The 19,096-nt window shown below is 40.0% G+C and carries 17 protein-coding genes; 4 read left to right on the top strand and 13 right to left on the bottom strand.

The genetic code is table 11. The features are described 5' to 3' along the window. Positions 1 to 7: 7 nt before the first annotated feature. The 4 genes from MMO38_RS04315 to MMO38_RS04300 all read left to right on the top strand — a co-directional run bounded on the left by MMO38_RS04315 (position 8) and on the right by MMO38_RS04300 (position 4,796). Entirely contained in the window at positions 8 to 847 is an 840-nt protein-coding gene (locus MMO38_RS04315) for an RNA methyltransferase (protein WP_004671497.1), read from the top strand. Then, a complete protein-coding gene (gene cysE, locus MMO38_RS04310; RefSeq protein ID WP_004671499.1) occupies positions 840 to 1,661 on the top strand; it encodes a serine O-acetyltransferase in 822 nt (273 codons plus the stop codon). Before MMO38_RS04315 ends, cysE begins: the two co-directional genes overlap by 8 nt. Positions 1,662 to 1,766: 105 nt before the next feature. Further along, positions 1,767 to 2,666, top strand: a complete 900-nt coding sequence (locus MMO38_RS04305; RefSeq protein ID WP_130163148.1) for a hypothetical protein — start codon at positions 1,767 to 1,769, stop codon at positions 2,664 to 2,666. 120 nt (positions 2,667 to 2,786) lie between these two features. Next, positions 2,787 to 4,796, top strand: a complete 2,010-nt coding sequence (locus MMO38_RS04300) for an alpha/beta fold hydrolase (protein WP_241322707.1) — start codon at positions 2,787 to 2,789, stop codon at positions 4,794 to 4,796. A gap of 61 nt (positions 4,797 to 4,857) precedes the next feature. On the opposite strand, the gene ahpF is transcribed toward MMO38_RS04300, so the two are convergent. From ahpF to gspL, 13 genes are all read right to left on the bottom strand, one after another. Continuing rightward, entirely contained in the window at positions 4,858 to 6,423 is a 1,566-nt protein-coding gene (gene ahpF / locus MMO38_RS04295) for an alkyl hydroperoxide reductase subunit F (RefSeq protein WP_241322678.1), read from the bottom strand. 130 nt (positions 6,424 to 6,553) lie between these two features. Further along, positions 6,554 to 7,468, bottom strand: coding sequence for a hypothetical protein (locus MMO38_RS04290; RefSeq protein WP_241322677.1), 915 nt, complete (start codon positions 7,466 to 7,468; stop codon positions 6,554 to 6,556). A gap of 20 nt (positions 7,469 to 7,488) precedes the next feature. After that, positions 7,489 to 8,619, bottom strand: a complete 1,131-nt coding sequence (locus MMO38_RS04285; RefSeq protein ID WP_241322676.1) for a toxic anion resistance protein — start codon at positions 8,617 to 8,619, stop codon at positions 7,489 to 7,491. Positions 8,620 to 8,631: 12 nt separating this feature from the next. Continuing rightward, positions 8,632 to 9,408, bottom strand: a complete 777-nt coding sequence (locus MMO38_RS04280) for a tellurium resistance protein (protein ID WP_241322675.1) — start codon at positions 9,406 to 9,408, stop codon at positions 8,632 to 8,634. A 124-nt stretch (positions 9,409 to 9,532) separates the two neighbouring features. Beyond that, positions 9,533 to 9,949 (bottom strand): PaaI family thioesterase, encoded by a 417-nt coding sequence (locus tag MMO38_RS04275; protein WP_121929879.1) that lies wholly within the window; start codon positions 9,947 to 9,949, stop codon positions 9,533 to 9,535. Positions 9,950 to 10,070: 121 nt separating this feature from the next. Then, the gene (locus MMO38_RS04270) at positions 10,071 to 11,054 is read right to left on the bottom strand and encodes a fatty acid desaturase family protein (protein ID WP_241322674.1); all 984 of its coding nucleotides are present in this window, start codon (positions 11,052 to 11,054) and stop codon (positions 10,071 to 10,073) included. Between the two features lie 117 nt (positions 11,055 to 11,171). Next, a complete protein-coding gene (locus MMO38_RS04265) occupies positions 11,172 to 11,969 on the bottom strand; it encodes a PaaX family transcriptional regulator C-terminal domain-containing protein (RefSeq protein ID WP_241322673.1) in 798 nt (265 codons plus the stop codon). Positions 11,970 to 12,185: 216 nt separating this feature from the next. Continuing rightward, complete coding sequence (locus MMO38_RS04260; RefSeq protein WP_241322672.1) at positions 12,186 to 14,075, bottom strand: M48 family metalloprotease; 1,890 nt, start codon at positions 14,073 to 14,075, stop codon at positions 12,186 to 12,188. Positions 14,076 to 14,176: 101 nt separating this feature from the next. Further along, positions 14,177 to 15,715: an amidophosphoribosyltransferase gene (gene purF, locus MMO38_RS04255; RefSeq protein WP_121929883.1), complete on the bottom strand. Its 1,539-nt coding sequence runs from the start codon at positions 15,713 to 15,715 to the stop codon at positions 14,177 to 14,179. A 24-nt stretch (positions 15,716 to 15,739) separates the two neighbouring features. Next, a complete protein-coding gene (locus MMO38_RS04250) occupies positions 15,740 to 16,333 on the bottom strand; it encodes a CvpA family protein (protein ID WP_005197305.1) in 594 nt (197 codons plus the stop codon). A gap of 1 nt (position 16,334) precedes the next feature. Next, on the bottom strand, positions 16,335 to 17,342 hold the full coding sequence (locus tag MMO38_RS04245) for a quinone-dependent dihydroorotate dehydrogenase (protein WP_241322671.1): 1,008 nt from the start codon (positions 17,340 to 17,342) through the stop codon (positions 16,335 to 16,337). A 118-nt stretch (positions 17,343 to 17,460) separates the two neighbouring features. Further along, complete coding sequence (gene gspM / locus MMO38_RS04240) at positions 17,461 to 17,940, bottom strand: type II secretion system protein GspM (protein ID WP_005197307.1); 480 nt, start codon at positions 17,938 to 17,940, stop codon at positions 17,461 to 17,463. Further along, on the bottom strand, positions 17,940 to 19,091 hold the full coding sequence (gspL, locus tag MMO38_RS04235; protein ID WP_241322670.1) for a type II secretion system protein GspL: 1,152 nt from the start codon (positions 19,089 to 19,091) through the stop codon (positions 17,940 to 17,942). The genes gspM and gspL overlap by 1 nt, the downstream gene beginning before the upstream one ends. Positions 19,092 to 19,096 lie beyond the last annotated feature (5 nt).

The following is a 19,096-nucleotide window of genomic DNA, read 5'->3' as shown; positions in this document are numbered from 1 at the left end:
ATGATATATGAACCTGTTTGACTCAAACAACGTGTCCAAACATTTGGATCATGTGCGTATTGTCATGGTCAATACGACACTACCTGCAAATATTGGTAGTGCGTTACGTGCAATGAAAACAATGGGGCTATCTAAACTTGTCTTAGTTGCACCCAAAACTTATCCGCATCCAGATATTGATGCCTTGGCAGCAGGTGCTCAAGACCTCATTGAACAGATCGAAATTGTGGACACTTTAGAAGACGCGATTCAAGACTGTCATTTGGTTTTTGGTACCAGTGCGCGTAGTCGCACGATTCCTTGGCCATTACTTGATGTTCGACCTGCTGCAAAAGAAGCATTGCAAGCCGCAAAGCAACAACAAAATATTGCGATTGTCTTTGGTCGTGAAGATCGTGGCTTAACCAACGAAGAATTGGCTTTGGCAAATTATCATTTAACCATTCCTGTTGATCCTGAATATGGCGTGCTCAATGTGGCTCAAGCCATTCAGGTGGTTTGTTATGAGTTACGTATGGCTGCACTTGAACAAAATACGCAAGCGCTCAGCATGCCAGATGACCACATGCAACTCAAACAACAACAAAGTATGCAGTGGGATGAACCTCTCGTAAATCAACAGCAAATGGAAGAGTTTTACCCCCATTTAGAAAAAATGCTCACAGAAATTGAGTTTTTAGACCCAAATAATCCCCGTTTACTTCCATTACGCTTGCGTCGTTTATTTGGAAGGATACAATTAGATCGTATGGAATATCATTTATTACGCGGAATATTTAGTCGAGTGCAAGCACTTGCGAATGGTTCGTGGAAAAAAAACACGAAGGAGGATCAGTCCAATGATTAAACAGCTCAAAGAAGATATCGAAGCTGTATTTGCACGTGATCCTGCTGCACGCAATACACTCGAAGTTTTGACCACTTATCCAGGTATTCATGCATTGATTATGCATCGCATGGCACATGAGTTATGGAAAAAAGAATATAAAGGCACTGCCCGCCTGCTGTCGTCTTTTAGTCGCTTTGCCACAGGTATCGAAATCCATCCGGGTGCGAAAATTGGCAAACGTTTCTTCATAGATCATGGCATGGGTGTTGTGATTGGTGAAACTGCTGAGATTGGCAATGATGTAACCCTATACCACGGTGTGACTTTAGGTGGTACGACGTGGAACAAAGGTAAACGTCACCCTACTTTAGAAGATGGCGTGGTAGTTGGTGCAGGAGCAAAAATTTTAGGGCCTTTTACTGTACATAAAGGTGCAAAAGTCGGTTCCAATGCTGTAGTAACAAAAGAAGTCCCTGCTGGTGTAACCGCTGTAGGTAGTCCTGCTCGTTATATTTTCAAACAACCAGCAACAGTAGAGCAAACTGAACAAGAAGCACTGCGTCGAGATTATGCAGAAAGCATTGGTTTTGAACCCTATGCCACAACTGAAGAACAAGCTGATCCAATTTTAGAAGGTATTCGTGTTCTACTGGATCGTATGCAGAACAATGAAAAACGTATGAATACGCTTTGTCAAAGACTCTCGCTACTCGATCCAACATTTAAAGGTCAGAACTCTAAAACTCAACCGTTTAGTAAAGAAGAGTTAAAAATCATTGAAGAAGTTCGACGAGAATGTGAAGCGCAAAGTATTCCATCAAAAACGGAATAAATTATAAAAATACAACATGCCACACATTGCAAGTTGGTTTCGCTTTTCCTAGACTAGCGAAACCAACTTCTTTTACCACCTTACTAGAATTAATGGATGTAGATCATGAATTTTAAGCCTTTGGCATTACTCGTACTTTCAACCTCATTTCTAACGGCATGCGGTATTGCGCCAACCAAAAAAGAAAGTGTTGCTGAACCTTTTGTATTTAAAGAACCTGATCCTACTCCAGCTTTCTATGCTTTAAATCCAATCCAGTATGATGCACCGCCAAGTTTTGAATTGGCGATTAAAGATGCCACAGCTCAACCAGTAACCAAAATGGTCGTTTCATTACAAAATGATCCGTCTAAATCAATGACTTTGGATGTAAACAAACTCATTGTTCCAACGATTGATAGCAAACAACGTAGTATGAAATATGCCGTACTCGCTGGTGATAATGAAGTTGATGTCACTGAAATCGATGATTTCTTACAATTGGTTGAAGGTAAGGCACGCCATTACCCACCACGTTTCCCTGATCGTCAAGAACGCAAAGGCTATGAAGTTAAACTTAAAGAAATCACCCATAAACTTGATGCTTTAGCAGAAAAACCAAATGCATCATTTGATGTATTAACACGTGCGTTTAAAGCCAGTGTCATGGCGCGTAACTTAGATTTGGGTACATCTTATACTTCTAAATCTTTAAATTATGCACAGCGTATTCTTGCCATTAGCCCAAATGATCCCGAAATCAATTTCTGGTTCGGTTTTGGTTTATCTGAAGGCGGTGGTCAACGTGAAGCGATTCCTTATTTAGACAAAGCAATCAAAGGCGGAGTTCAAGAGGCTTATCTTTCTGCTGCTAATAACTATCTTTGGTTAGAGCAGAAGAAAAATGCAATTCAAACCTTAAAGAACTATAAAATTAAATTTCCAGATGAAGCAGAAGTCGCTGATCGTTTAATTCGTGAAGTAGAATCTGGTAAACGCTGGAATGTTTGGCAAGTCATGAACTAATTTCATCTTCGCTTTAAATATAAATAGGCTGTCTAGTACAGCCTATTTTTTATTCATTGAAAAAACATCTTATTTCAGTATTATAGCTACAACCAATCTCGTGACCTGTGCTGATCCATGATGCAAGCATTTACCCCCAATAAACGTCTATTTGTTATCAGTTTACTCAGTACCCTCATGTTCAGTGGATGTCAGGTTGTCAGCCTAAAAGAACAAGCATTGAATGTCACCATTGCCAATGAACGTAACAGTATCTTGACACAAAAAAAACTCAGTGAGGCCAGCCTCAATGTGCTTTCGATGTCAGGTAAAGCCGCTAAGATTTGTATGGAAACCCCCAATGAATGCGTAGCTGATTTACATGAAATCCCGCAAATATTAGATGAACAATTACTATCAACCGCAAGTGAGTTATATCTTGCTAAAGCCATGGCGTTATCAGAGTCATCTGCATGCAAAGTCAGCAAACTGACCAAGCATAAAGCTGAAGAAGAACAAAAAACGATCCAACAAGCTTATGAGCAATGTCTAGATCAAGAACTAGATGCTTTGGATAAAACGATTCGTTACAGTTATGCCTATTTATTTAAAACCACTCGCCAACCACAAGAGCGTCTATTTGATAACCGTCAGGTACAAATTCTGGATTTTTATAACCAAGCTTTAGCTAGGCTGGTACAAGTTCACAAAGTTCGATACCCTAAACAAGCATTTGAGCCAACGATTAAAATTGGAAAAAGCACCTATTCACTTGATTTAAATGAATATCAACGTTTACAAAATGAGAGCCTAGAACAGTTTGTTTCTAGCTATAACATGAACTTCTCAGGCTTACGTGCACTTAACCGTCGTGATGGCTTCGGTTCTGATTTTGTTGCGGTCTTTGCCACGTCAGACCGTAAGCATGAGAACCAATATATACTCGATCCATTAAACTATGACTTCCCTAACGGCATAAATCCCAATATCCATCCAGCACGTTATCTGGCTTCGACCATCATTGCCCAACCCAAAAAAGCTGCTGCAACTGTCAATGATGTTTTAACCAGTCCTGAATTTGAAATTAAAGCTTATGATCCTTATAACACTGAAAAAGTAACCATCGCAGGTAAACCCTACTCACTTGCAGCAAATTTTTCTGCACCGTATGGACTTTGGTTAGCAGAAAATAATTTAGGTGCGGCAGCATATTTAAGCTTGATTGATCGAGATCAGCGTTTAACCATGCCACATCTATACATGTTAGAGCCGTACAACCCAAATAAGAAAATAATCGTGCTCGTTCATGGTCTTGCAAGTAGCCCTGAGGCTTGGATTGCGGTCACCAATGATATTATGGGTGATACTGTTTTACGTGAACAATATCAAGTCTGGCAAGTTTTTTACTCAACCAATATGCCAATCTTAGAAAGCCGTTTTCAGATTTATGCATTATTAAAACAAGCATTTTCTTCATTAAATCCCAAAGATGCCGCAGCAAAAGATGCTGTTCTCATTGGTCATAGTATGGGCGGGATTATTAGTCGACTTCTGGTCAGCGATGTTGATCTATCCAAACAAGCATTAGCAATGATGAGTAGTCGCCAACAAACCCAACTGAGAAAGCATCCCGCGATTAGCGAACGACTCAAAATGAAGCCAATTACAAACTTTGATCGGGCTATTTTCTTGGCTTCACCACATCGTGGTACGGATTATGCTGATCGTTGGTTTACTTTAGCTGCGCGTAAAATCATTCGTTTACCTGCAACTTTCTTAACCACGTTGGCTGATACATTGACCAGTGATGATATGGAGCTTAAAGACTTTGTAAAAACGCTGACCAGTGATGTTATTCAAAATGGCCCAAGTGATTTAAGCAAAAAATCAAAATTCATGGAACTGACTGCCAATATTCCACCTGAAAAAGGCTTAGTTTTCCATTCAATTATGGGCAATATTACCAAAAGTGACGATCCTAATATCATTACTGATGGCATCGTTCCTTATAAAAGTGCGCATTTAGATGGGGCTGTCTCTGAAAAAATCTTACATGGTGGACATTCGATTCAGGAAACGCCTGAAGCGATCTTAGAATTACGTCGGATTCTGCGTCAACATCTTGTTGATCATGGTTTATATAAACCTTAACGCAATAATAAAAAATGCCCAAACGCAAGTTTGGGCATTTTTATAAGAAAATTACGAACTGTTAATTACCCGAACGAATCATATAATCAAAAGCAGAAAGTGATGCTTTGGCGCCTTCACCCGTCGCAATGATGATTTGCTTATAAGGTACAGTGGTACAGTCACCCGCAGCAAACACACCTTTGACATTGGTTTCATTACGATCATTTACTATGATTTCACCACGATTACTCAACTCAACTGCACTGTCTTTCAAGAAGTCGGTGTTTGGTAATAAACCAATTTGAACAAAGATCCCTGCAAGCTCAACCACATGTTCTTCATCAGTTGCACGATCTTTATACTTTAAGCCAGTGACTTGAGAACCATCACCCAACACTTCAGTACTTAATGCATTCAGGATTACCGTAGTATTTGGCAAGCTGTTTAACTTGTTCTGTAACACTTGATCGGCACGAAGTTTGGTATCAAATTCCACCAACGTGACATGCTCAACGATGCCAGCAAGGTCAATTGCAGCTTCTACACCAGAGTTACCGCCACCAATCACCGCAACACGCTTACCTTTGAACAGTGGACCGTCACAGTGCGGGCAATACGCCACACCACGAGTACGGTATTCTGCTTCACCCGGTACATTCATTTCTCTCCAACGCGCACCTGTAGAAAGAATGATGGTTTTTGATTCTAGCTTGGCACCATTTTCAAGTTCAACTTCAACCAAGCCAGATGCTGTTTGATCTGCACCGATGATTTTGCTGACACGTTGCAAGTTCATGATATCGACATCATATTCACGCACATGCGCTTCCATCTCGGCAGCAAACTTAGGACCGACAGTTTTTTGTACAGAGGTAAAGTTTTCGATATCCATGGTATCCATCACCTGACCGCCAAAGCGCTCTGCCACGATACCCGTATTGATCCCTTTACGGGCAGCATAGATCGCTGCGGTTGCCCCAGCAGGACCACCACCGATCACCAACACATCAAATGCATCTTTGGCATTGATCGCTGCTGCATCTTTCTCAGCTGAGTTGCTATCTAACTTGGCAAGGATTTCTTCCAAAGTCATACGACCTTGACCAATGTGTTGATCATCTTGGAATACCATCGGTACAGCCAAGATTTTGCGTTGTTCCACTTCGTCTTGGAAGAATGCACCATCAATCATGGTGGTGGTGGTATTTGGATTGTTGATCGCAATCAAATTCAATGCCTGAACCACATCTGGACAGTTATGACAGCTCAACGAAATAAACACATCAAAGTTTGCCGCAAGATTTAAGCCTTTAATTTGAGTTAAAACTTCATCAGAGACTTTAGGGGCATAACCAGACACTTGTAATAATGCCAAGATCAAAGAAGTAAACTCATGTCCCATCGGTAAGCCAGCAAAGAATACACGTGGCTGTTCGCCTGCTTTCGCTACCCCAAAACTTGGACGGCGAGCGTTTGAACCATCAAAACGTGCGGTCACCTGATCAGACAATTCCGCAATCTCAGTGACAAGTTCTTTGATTTTTGCAGCTTTGTCTGAATCATCTAAAGCAGCAACCAACTCGATCGGACTTTCTAAACGTTCTAAATAAGCTTTTAATTGAGTTTTAATATTTTGATCTAACATCGATGTCTCCAAATTCTCAACAATTCAAGTCGGCTAAATTCTTTCAATGAGGCTATAGTACGCAAAAGCACTAAATAGGTAAAACAGTATGTTTTTATGGGTTTGATCGAATAAACCGAACGTAGTTTAACTACACATCAAGTTTATGCGTAATTCGATCACGTCGATTTTTCAAATGTTTAGCAAGCGTATATAAGATTCCACTTAAGCCAAGTACAAGTGCAATCATTCCCCACAAGATGACATTTACGATCCTTGAGAACTGTTGCGCCTGTTGAGCACGTGTATCTAATGCCTGTGTCGTCGCTGTAACGCTTCTACCATAAAGTTGCTGCTGCATCACCCATAATTGCTCAGGCTGAAAGTCATATTGATTAAATTGAATTGGATTATTTTTTTCAGCTTCAACGAGCTGATTGACATAGACATTTGCTGTCTTACGGTCAACAGATGGATGTAACAACGCCACCTGAGCCAACACGTAGGCTTTTTCTGTTGGAGAGATATTGGTTCGCTGTAAATCTTGAGCAATTTGACTCTCAATAATATTGGTTCGATAACTCATCCATTGTTGATATGCTTGTTCAGTATCATCGCTCCAGTCATATTGCAGATAACTTAGACCTGACCAAATTAAAATAAATGCGATCAACCATGCAACAAAACGTTGCGTCCATGATTGAAAACGGCGTTGGAAAAACTTCAGTTTCTTTGCCCAATATACAAGCAAAAAAGCACCAACCAGTGCCCCAAAAACTTTAACAAACAGCCACCCTACCCATGACAACAGATTAAAGAAATAATCGATAGGATCTTTAAAAGGGATCAAATCTTGTACGTGATAAGGTAAGTCTAAAACTTGAACATGGGTAGAAAGATCAAAAAAACGATAGATCATCTCTTTTTGAAAAAATAAGGAGACCCCAATGGCTATCACCAAGGTCATACTGAGAAAAAACCAGATCATAAGATGACTTTGGCGCTTTGCTAAAGTCTCTAAACGTTGCTCTATCGGTTGAACACTAAAGTCATCTATGGGTGACAATGATTTTTCCTCTTATAACATCAAGACTTTGGCGAATTTTGCCCACTATTTTCCAGTACCAAATGATTTAGATTGTCCTGCAAGGCACGTAAACGAGTAGTTGCCTCAGCACGTTTTTGCATACCTTCTTTCTGGATTTGGATCACATCATTTACTGTATTAATGAGGGTGTTTTGTACATGTTCAAGTGTTTCAACATCAATCACTGAACGTTGATTAGCCTTGGCAGTATCTACTGAGTTTTGATGCAACAATTCAGCATTACGGCGTAATAACTCATTGGTTGTGTCATCAATTGCTTTAGCAAGTTGCACACTATTTTTTTGCTCTTGCAATGAAATTGCTAAGCTAATCTGATTTTTCCATGCAGGTAAGGTAATATTTTTAATCGCATAAAACTTGTCGACTAGCATCAGGTTATTCGATTGAATAATACGAATCATCGGCAAGGTTTGCATGGCTGAGTGTTGCAACACCTGTAAATCACTGACTCTTTTTTCAAGATTATTCGCCAAATGATTTAAATCATAGACTTTTTGCGTTGTTTGTTGATCTTGCTCTTGTACAGTTAAGGTCGAGATTTGCTGTTGGATGTCATGCTGTTTAAGCTGACCTGCTGCGATATAAACACCAAGTTGTTTATATTCCTCTTGTACTGCATCAAACATTTTATCCAGTGTACCCACACGTGCTTTCAAGCCCGATTGAGAACTTTCGATCTCTTTGACTAACGCATCGATCTGTTCTTTTGTGGTATTAAAATGCTGATCAAAGCTTTGTTTAGCATTTTTAAACTTACTCAGTATCCCACCAAAAAAACCTGAGCTTTTTGATTTATTTAAAATACTCGAAGTATTCAGTTGTTGGGCAACCTGTACGACTTCATTTAACTTCTGCCCAGTTGCATCCAAATCCTTATTTTGTACAAGGCTCAGCAACTCATCAGTATAGGTTGAAGTCTTGCTGGCAATATTCTTTCCATACTCCGCCACAACTGTGATACTAATATCATTCAGTTCTTTATGCGCACTCATCACTTCAGCGAAGTCTTGTGGCTGTAAGCCCAACTCTTTTAAATTGAGTTGCTCAAATCGTTGTTCTTGATTCACAACTAACTCGTTTGATGATGGTATTAACTCTGAATTTGACATAATGCTCCCCTCTTATTTCTGTAATGATTTCTTCAGATTTTGGATTAGATTTTCTCTACTCTTATCGAGCTGTTCAAGTACAGCCGAAGAATTTGACTCACGACTTTGCTTTAAATGATATTGCCACGCAGGAATTAAAACTTGCTGAGCTTCTTTGAAACGGTCTAATAGACTAAAAGACAAATGCTGAGACAATTGCATCTGTTTCATTGCAATATCATTGCTCGCCTGTAAGGTTTGTAAAGTATTAATTTTTTTTGAAAGCCGCTCTACAAAATGATCAAGTGTTTGCTGCTTGCTAAATGCTGCATATTCGCTTAAAAACTGCTCTGCCGCCACAATATATGCTGCCATTTGCTCTCTTAGGCCCAACACTTGTTGTAATCGAGATTGAGATTTTTGAATTTCAATCTGTAATCTTTGGCTTAAATGATTGGCTTGCTGAATAAGTTGATCTAAATCTTTGACATATTTGACTTGACCAGCATCATATTCAATATCAATGCCTAACCATTTCTGTAATGCATTAAATCTTCTACCGCCTACATACTTCTTTGATTGCGATAATTGCTGAATGATTTGAGTGATCACTTCACTGAGTTGTTGGTTGAGTTTGGGATCAACCCCATTCAACAAGACACTTTGTGCTTGAACCAAATGATCGGCATAATGATTCAAACGATGAGGATCGTTGAACACAGGCAATAAATCATTACGTTTAATCGCTAAAATATATTCTTGATTTGATTCAATTTGCGATAAAGGGGTAAGGTCAAGCGGTATAGTCATATCTGTAGAAATTAGTCAGAACAAATAAGTTTGAACAGCTTAGTTGTAGCATGTTCTGACTCTTTCGCATACTGAAATGTTGTTATGATTTGCAGTATTTGTCGTTGTTATTTTTAAAATTATTCTAAGATTTTTGTGGCATCGCATAGGTTCCTATAACATGAGCCACAGCTTCTTCCTCATCACCAGAATATAACCAAACTTCACCCGTCACTAAAGTTTTGCCCACTTTAATCAATTTACAAACTGCTCGTATATTCTGACCTGCTTTGGGCTTACGAAAAAAGTTAATCGTCATATTGGTCGTGACTGCCATGGCAACCAACCCTAAATGTCCCATAATCGCCACATACAATACAAAATCAGCCACCAACATTAAGGTCGGACCTGATACTGTCTGACCAGGACGCAAATCCTCCTGATCAACTTGATATAACAACTCCGCACCTTTAGGTGTTATCGCTTCAATACTACATTTTCTGAGTGCTTGTGGAAATTCTTGAGCGAGAAAGTCAATAATTTCATGTTTCGTAATTGTCATTTGCGACCTAATATCGATTTTCAAAAGTTTTAATTGTGTCAGTGAGGTCTTATCTGTCATTTATATATACGCATGGCGTAGAGCATACAGACCTCACCTATTCTTAGAGCTTAATGCAATTTCAATCTACACGATTGGAAAGTTCATTTAGCACTTGCCAATAGGTTGGCGGTTCAGAAACATGTCCACGCTCACGTAACATTTGGTGCATTTTTGGCAGTTTAAAATAAGGAACTGTCGCCATCAAATGATGTTCTTTATGATAATTGACATGAATCGGTGCGACTAAAGCTCGTGCGATAAAACCTGCTTGTGTGGTGCGGGTATTGGTTAAAGCGCTGTTGCTCGTTGGCATACCAGCATGTTCTGCCATAGAGCGAACACGTAAAAACAATGGAAACGGGGTTAAATAAGCCAAAACCCAAAGCGCATACAGTTTAGGATGACCTGCCGCCCACAATGCAGAAAACATAGCGGCGTTGGTTGCAATCGCCCCTGCACTGTTTTTTAAAAAGGCCTTTGGATAATCAGACCAATGTCGCCCTTCCTGAGAAATCCAGCGACGATCATTCGAAACCGTCCATTCCATTTTCTCAATATCCATCAACACTCGTCCAACCGCAAATTTAAAACCCGTAACACCAGATAAATCACGGATAAATTTGCGCATCAAAGATTTTTTCGAGGTTGGAAAGCCTGCAACGAGTGATACATCAGGATCATCAACTGTTGAGGTTTTACTGTGATGACGCATGTGATGCGCGCGGTACTTATGTAGATCATTCCAAATTGGGCGTGCACATAACCAATCTGTCGCGGTGTCATTCAGCCATTTAGTTTTAAATAAACTTTGATGTGAAGCATCATGCATTAAGATAGCCAATGCCAATTGTCGACCCGCCAAAACCACCAACGCAGCGACACACATTAATAATTTGCCCCAAGCAGGCAAATATTCCCAAGAGGTCGCAACAGCGGCAAACGTTCCACCGATGACTGCCCAAGTTGACAATACGGCCCAACCACCATGTACATCCGATTTGGATGTGAGTGCCGTGATTTCTTCCCTACTGAATAAATCGCTCATTGCGACACGTGTATTCATTTCGCTATCCTGCCTATTTATTTTTTATAAATACGTAAATTATAATTTTATTCTAAATCATGTAATATTTCTGTCAATAAATTTAAAAGATATATTTTGTAATATTAATATCAATACTTATACCGCACTTTCCTCATAAAACTTGGCCCATAGTGCTAACCCCGTTTGATCGAGTTGCTGAACACTGGATGCAAACTGATCACGAAGTTCAACATCAACAAAATCTTCGGGTAATAAAGGATCATTCATCAATAGTGAAATAGTCTGGCGACCCAATAATAGAGATTCTCTCGTTGCATCATCCAAGTCTAACTGGTTGACCGTCAGTAACCAGTCTTGAATCATCTGACTATATTTCTCATAATTTTGATTCAGTGTCTGTGTCGGCCATAATTTAGGAATACTGACCAAAGTTGCTGGGTCAAAATGATTAATCTGACAAATCTTGGCGCTGCTCTCTAAACCAGTCGCTTGTAATACTGAGACAATATCTGCGAATGAAATCGCGAGATTATCCGGACGAATATAAATACCTTGTTCTAGTTCCTTAAAACCAAAATGTTTTAATGCTCTTTCTCGACGATTCAATGCAGTACGGTCAACCCGCCCTAATTCACCAGTAAACACCGCAAGATATTGGTGATTCCAGACTTTAGTACGCTTAATACCGCGCTTACGATTCAACATGACATCTGCCCACTCATGTGATTGGGCTGTAAACTGGTACACGCCACGCTCAATGGCTTCGATCACGCCTTCACCCGATAGACGAGTTACAGCAACACGAATACTATTCTCACTAATTTCAAACAATTTAGCGGCAATAATAATTTGCTTAATCGAAATCTCACGGCCTTGCGAACCTAAAAGTAAATCAATAATTAAATCTCGGGCATTTAGTTTCACTATTGTCATATTGCTATTGAACCAATTTAAAAATATAAAAATTTAAACCATAGAATTCATTCATAAATACCTTTTGTTCTCCCCATAGAAGAAATACAAAGAGGCTGCAATTAATGATAAAAGCGGCTTAAAGGGTTTAGAAATTCTAGCATTGCACACTGCAATTTTTATACGCTACCGATCAAAGGCATGCTCAAAAGAATATGGACGCATGCAAAATTTATCTTAAATAATCATCAAACTATTTTTCTTCTGCATTTGTTCAACAACTTCTTTGGTCTCAAAGCCCAAACGCCAATATAACAATTCTAAAACATCTAGCTCATCTTGCGTAATGATCCGATCACTCCACAAACACCGCTCAGCAATGGCTAAGATATTGAGACGATCACGTAACAGCAGTCCAGACACATCATTTAAAATTTCAGCAAGATCAAGTGGCTCATCTGAAATGTCCGCATACATTCGCATTTCATCTTCAGTTAAAAGAAATCTTAAAATGCGCTCGCGTACTTCGAGTTGATTTGGACTATTAATTTGTTGTACATGCAATAAAGCATCGATCAAATGAACGATCTGAGACTTCACGTCTTCAAATGCTGCTGGTAGATGTGCTGGCATCAAGTTTAACTCATGCTTCACGCGCTCTAGGAGCAAAGCATCTAGCAACCCCACTTCACCATCCGCTTGTATAATCGACGCTAATTTCGTTAAAAACTGACGTGCGATACTGGTCGGCATGTGACCAATATTTTTACACGCATCATGGAAGATTTGGACATGAATCCGACCATCTAAATTTAACAAAGCATCGACTATGGCATGACTCACTGGTGCATCTTGTGGAATAAACTCGCGGTATTGGCGAATCATTAAAATCGCCACCATAAGCTCTCGTGAGCCAGTTGCCGTCTGCATTGCCCTTTGAATCAATTCAGGACGCTTCTTATGCTTACGTACTTCAGGATTGAGTGGCTTAATCGCATCATTCAATGCAAAACTGATTGGCGACAAGCGCAGCAAAGGTAATGGCTGAGGTGAGCTCCACGGTGTGGAGACATCAGTAATTTCTTCTTCCAATGAGCGGAACAAACTAAATAACGGGCGACTGCGCAACTTTCTAAGATTTTCTAATTGTAAATCTTGCAGTAATGTTGGATTTAGCTCGTAGATCCGCTCTTTAATGCTTGGATGAATATTCATCCAACTTTGTGGGCTGAGTGAGTTGGCAAAGCACATATGTGAAATCGATTCAGAATAGGCACTGTGAATTTGAGAACCTGAATGATGCACATAGATACGCAATAGCGTTTGAATATTGGCATTATTATTCATCAAATGCATGGTTTTCAAATCATTACGAAAGGTTCGACCACTCAAGGTTAGATATTTAATAAAGCGTGTAATTAGGATACCTAAACTACCGATTAGCCAAATCACACCACCAATCGCAACAAAAATCGTTTCAAACTTATTACGACGTTTAGTTGCATAAGGACTATAGCCAGCCTGTGCTAATTTACTGCCCCACTGACTAAATGTGGTTAAGCCGCTGTATAGAATTTTAAGCTTGGTATTTTCAACTGCCTCACCCGATAAAATTTGATTGAACTCATAACTCAGCAACCCATACAGCTCTAGTTCATCTAGATTCTGCAATGCGCCCCAAGTCAAAATAATCACAATATCTTGAGATTTAAAACCTGCCGTTAGTGCATTCACACCGACTTCATCAGGCAATACGTATACCGCTGGAGTATCGATTGCAAAGCTATTTGCGACTTGCTCTACAACTTTTAATGCCGTGTTTTCTTCTGGGGTGCTTTCATCAAACACTAAACGTCGAGCTTTTAGCTGCTTCGCAAGTGAATGTCCGCCTTCACGTAATACATAAAGTTCCGCACCGACAGACCACAACATGACGAAAATAAATAAAGCAATAAAATACGGGCTAAGCGCATGCCACCAAATGAGCTGCGTATAATCAAAGAAATGAACCACCAGACCCAAAATTAAATTGAGAATAAAGACGGTCAATAACATCGCGAGCCAACAAAAACTCATTGACCATACGATGCTTTTATTTTCAATTAAATAATGGCTCATTTCTTTCAATGTAAAATTTCCTGATTACATTGTTTATATTAGGATGTTTCGTAGCCACCATCATAGAATAAAAAAGCGGGAATTTCCCGCTTTTCTATAAATGCAGTACGTTACTCTTCTTTGATGCCAGTTAAATCAACTGAAGCAGCATCGATGTTTACATCAATATAGCCATCGGCTTGCTTCTTCGCTGTATCATTACGCTTTTGTTCAAGATCAGCGAGATAAGCCTTGTCGATTCCACCAGCAACGTAAACACCATCAAATACAGAGCAGTCAAACTCTGTTAAATCAGGCACTTTACTGGTACGAACAGCATCTTTCAAATCTTCTAAATCTTGAAAAACTAAGCGATCAGCACCAATAATTTCACGAATTTCCTCTACAGTACGTTCTGAAGCGATTAATTCTGATTTCGCTGGCATATCAATACCGTACACGTTTGGATATTTCACCATAGGCGCAGCAGAAGCAAAGAAAACTTTTTTCGCGCCTGAATCACGTGCCATTTGAATGATTTCATTACACGTTGTACCACGTACAATCGAGTCATCGACCAATAAAACATTCTTGTCTTTGAACTCAAGTTCGACAGGATTCAGTTTTTGGCGAACTGATTTTTTACGTTGTTGCTGACCTGGCATAATAAAGGTACGTCCGATATAACGGTTTTTCATAAAACCTTCACGGAATTTCACACCAAGAATATTTGCCAACTCCAATGCAGAAGTACGACTGGTATCAGGAATTGGAATCACAACATCAATATCGTGTTCCTCACTCCATTCTTTTAGAATCTTATATGCAAGTTTTTCACCCATTTTCAAACGAGCTTTATAAACAGAAATGCCATCAATAATTGCATCTGGACGTGCAAAATAGACGTATTCGAAAATACATGGACGATATTCTGGATTTACTGCACATTGCTTGGTGAATAGTTCACCTTCTGAATTGATAAAGATGGCTTCGCCTGGTTCAATATCACGCTCAATTTTAAAACCAAGCGCGGTGATCGCCACCGACTCCGAAGCAATAATATATTCAGTGCCCTGTGCAGTCTCACGTGAACCATAGATCAAAGGACGAATCCCGTTTGGATCACGAAAGCCGACTAAACCATGACCTGTAACCATTGCCACCACACCATAAGCACCTTTACAACGCTCATGCACACGAGAAACGGTATGAAACATGTCCTCAGGTGTTGGGTTCAATGTGCCACATTTCTGCAACTCATGGGCAAATACGTTAAGTAAAACTTCCGAATCCGAATCCGTATTCATATGACGTAAATCTGTTTTAAACAGATCATCATGAATTTCTGCGGCATTGGTTAAATTACCATTGTGCGCAAGCGTAATACCGTAAGGAGAGTTCACATAAAATGGTTGAGCTTCAGCGCTACTTGATGAACCAGCAGTTGGATAACGAACGTGTCCAATGCCATAGTTTCCAAGTAAAGCACGCATGTGACGAGTATGGAATACATCACGTACCATACCGTTATCTTTGCGGAGAAATAAACGCCCTTGATCGCAAGTTACGATTCCTGCTGCATCCTGTCCTCGATGTTGCAACATCGTTAAGGCATCAAATAACATTTGGTTTACTGGCGATTTACCGGCAATCCCAACTACTCCACACATAGCAACCTCGCAACAAGCTAGCGATTAATAAAACGGATTTTTCGTCGAATGATCAGCGCGATGATCGGCTGAAGCACGTTCTGATTCATTCATGTCAATTGAAGGGCGATGTAATAACGCACCTTCGGAAGTCATTTGGTTTAAAGCTTGATTTGCAGCATCTTTGGATAACTCTGTAGCCAAAGGCGCATAAGGTAATAGAATTTGTACAAATTTCGACTGTTTCCAGTGTGGTGAACTCTCAACCCAAGGTCCTAGGCCTTGCATGGTAACCAAAACGATTAACAGCCCTTTTAATGAACCAAAAGCACCGCCTGCTAAACGATTTAATGGGCCCAATTTTAAAGTTTTCAAGAGTCCATTCAACAGGGCTGAAACGATCCACGTACACACCACGATGATCAGTACGATAAAAGCAAACGCTGCAATTTTTTGCACAACAGGATCTTGGCTTAGGCTGCTCATAGCAGGTGCCAATACGACAGCGTACTTTGCTCCGACGATCAAAGCGAATATCCATCCGACCAAGTTCGCAAAGGCTTTTATAAATCCTTGACGCAAACCGTTCAGCCCTCCAATGAGCAAGATGATCAGAATAATGATATCAAGCGTGTTCATTTCACAATGTCATCGCGTTTACACAATCTTTCACAAGCACTGGACCGGTATAAATCAGCCCGCTATAAATTTGAATTAAGCTTGCGCCTGCCTGCTGTTTGGCTACAGCTTGGTCGCCAGATAAAATACCACCGACCCCAATTAACGGAATTTGTCCTTTCAAGACTGTAGAGAACCGACCTAAGCATTCTGTACTTTTTTCAAATACTGGTGCGCCAGATAAACCACCTGATTCATCGCCATATGGTAGATTTTCTACCCCTTCACGACCTAATGTCGTATTGGTCACAATCAAACCATCGATCTTAAATTTCAACAATTGCGCTGCAATAAAATCAATGTCTTCTGGGGTTAAGTCTGGTGCAACTTTCAGTACTAAAGGAACATAATGATTATATTGTTGTGAAAGTTCAAGTTGACGATCTTTCAAAGTTTTTAACAATTCTGTAAGTGCATCACCGCTTTGTAAACTACGTAAATTTTTAGTATTTGGTGATGAAATATTAACAGTAATATAAGAAGCGTAATTATAAACTTTCTCTAAACAAATCAAATAATCTGAAACAGCATCCTCAACAGGCGTATCCGCATTTTTTCCGATATTGATGCCTAAAACACCTTTGAAGTTTGCTGCTTTTACATTTTCAATCAGTTGATCGACCCCATCGTTATTGAACCCCATACGGTTAATAATTGCTTTTGCTTGAGGGATACGAAATAAACGAGGTTGTGGATTGCCTTCTTGTGGGCGCGGTGTGATGGTACCAATTTCGATAAAACCAAAACCCAATGCCGCTAAAGCATCAATATGTGCACCATTTTTATCTAAACCAGCAGCGAGACCAACAGGATTTGGAAACTCGATCCCCATACAGGTCACTGGTTTTGCTGGGACTTTTTGATGCATTAAACCGAATTTTTGGGCTTTACCGAGCATGGAGAGTGTGAGTTCATGCGCACGTTCAGGTGCTAAGGTAAACAACAAAGGGCGCGCCAATGAATATAACATACCAATCACAGTCTACTGATTTTCAAGTACCCATATTATAGGCACAGGCTCAACAAAACACCATGCTTAGCATAGAGTTATTTTAGGTTCTGCCGATATTTCAAGCACGCATGAGTTGTTATTGTACTGTTGCAGTTAATTTGATCTGGTTATTGTTAGATACCATTTCCATTTTTACCACACTCAGTCCCATTTGCGACAGTTGCATCAAAAAGTTTGCCAGTACAGCATAGTTTTTATGTTCAGCGACAATTTGAATCTGCTCGCCACTCGGTTGTGATGAAACAGCAAGTCCTTGTTGTTGTGCCGTGCGTTGGATCTTATCTGCGGCGGAAAGTTCAAGATCATTTGCAGGTTTCATGGTTGCAGCATTACTCTGCATCCACACGGTTAAATCTTTTAATTCATTCACCCGTTTTTGTTGCTGATCGGCCAAACTATGCATTTTCCATACAGCTGCACCAATGACCACCACAACGACAAAAATAGTCGTAAAAATCACCATGATGCGTTCACGTGCCGATAAAGTTTGTAAATACTGATCTAAAGCTTCTGCTTTCTGATCGAAGTAATTTTGTATTTGCGTTAATGCTTTCATTATTTTATTTTTACCGTCCCAATCGCACCGACACTGTCCGCTTGAACATTGCCTAATTCAGCTTGAAAACCCTGTTGATTGAGTTGCTGTACCAATGTTTGCAAAGCATTGGCTGAGTTGGCTTTCAGAGCCATCGACAATATAGATGCATCAAAACTCATCTGTTGAGCCACAATCTGATTTTGCATCAAAATAGGTCCGACACGACTCAGTAGTGAGAGTGCTTGTGCATCTCCAAGTCGACTCATACGCAACTGGCTTTCAAACTGGCTTTTAATATTTTGCTCAGTCACACGACTGTTTTCGCCAAACCAATACTTGTATTGATCCACAGCTTGTAATGCGGTCTGATCAGCGACCTTTTTAAGCTTTGACCAACGTAATGCATCATAACCCAATTGGACAAAAATCACGGCCATAAAAACGACAGCAGCAGCTTTCCAATAGCCTGACCATTGAATATCCGTATTTTTAGCTTTTGGGAAAACATTGAAAGGATGTTGTTTGGCTCTTGGGATTTGATGGAATTGGTAACTAAATTCAGTACGCTGCTCGCGACTTGAAACACTCGCTAATTGATCTAGCTGATTGGTATTTAAATTTGCAAATTGATACTGTGTTTCGGTTGGCTGGAATTCTAAAAACAACCCTAAATCATCGACTGAGTTGCCTAACCAAGCATTTTCTCTGACCAGCAAATGATCATAAAGATTGACCAGCACCACCTGATTATTTTCAGGATTGGCTTCTGGTTCAGGCAAAATCAAAAAGTCTGGTAGAAAAGCGACAATTTCAATTGGCAATAAACTTAAGGCGTGCTGCCAAGTTTCAATTGTTGATTGAGCAACCCCTAAAATATTCAATTGATCCTGATGAAAATGATGCACGACTTTCATGTGATCAATCGGCAAAGTCACATACTCTTCCAATAGATACTTGACGCCCTCTGGACCTAATTGCTTGTAATGCGTCTTTGTCATCGGTTGCTGCAACATTTGAGCATTTCGGCTTGGGAAATAAATAACCGCTTCTTTTCCACTATGCGCTTGCAAGTCTTGAATCAATTGTTCAAGACTATTTGCCTGCAACCAATTTTCCCCAGTCGACCAATACCATGTTCCGTTGGTTTCGGGCATCCATATATACAACATACGTG

Source organism: Acinetobacter sp. NIPH 1852 (assembly GCF_022549455.1).
GTDB lineage: Bacteria > Pseudomonadota > Gammaproteobacteria > Pseudomonadales > Moraxellaceae > Acinetobacter.
Note: the sequence above shows the minus strand (reverse complement) of the source record. Positions and strands in the feature narration are given on the sequence as shown.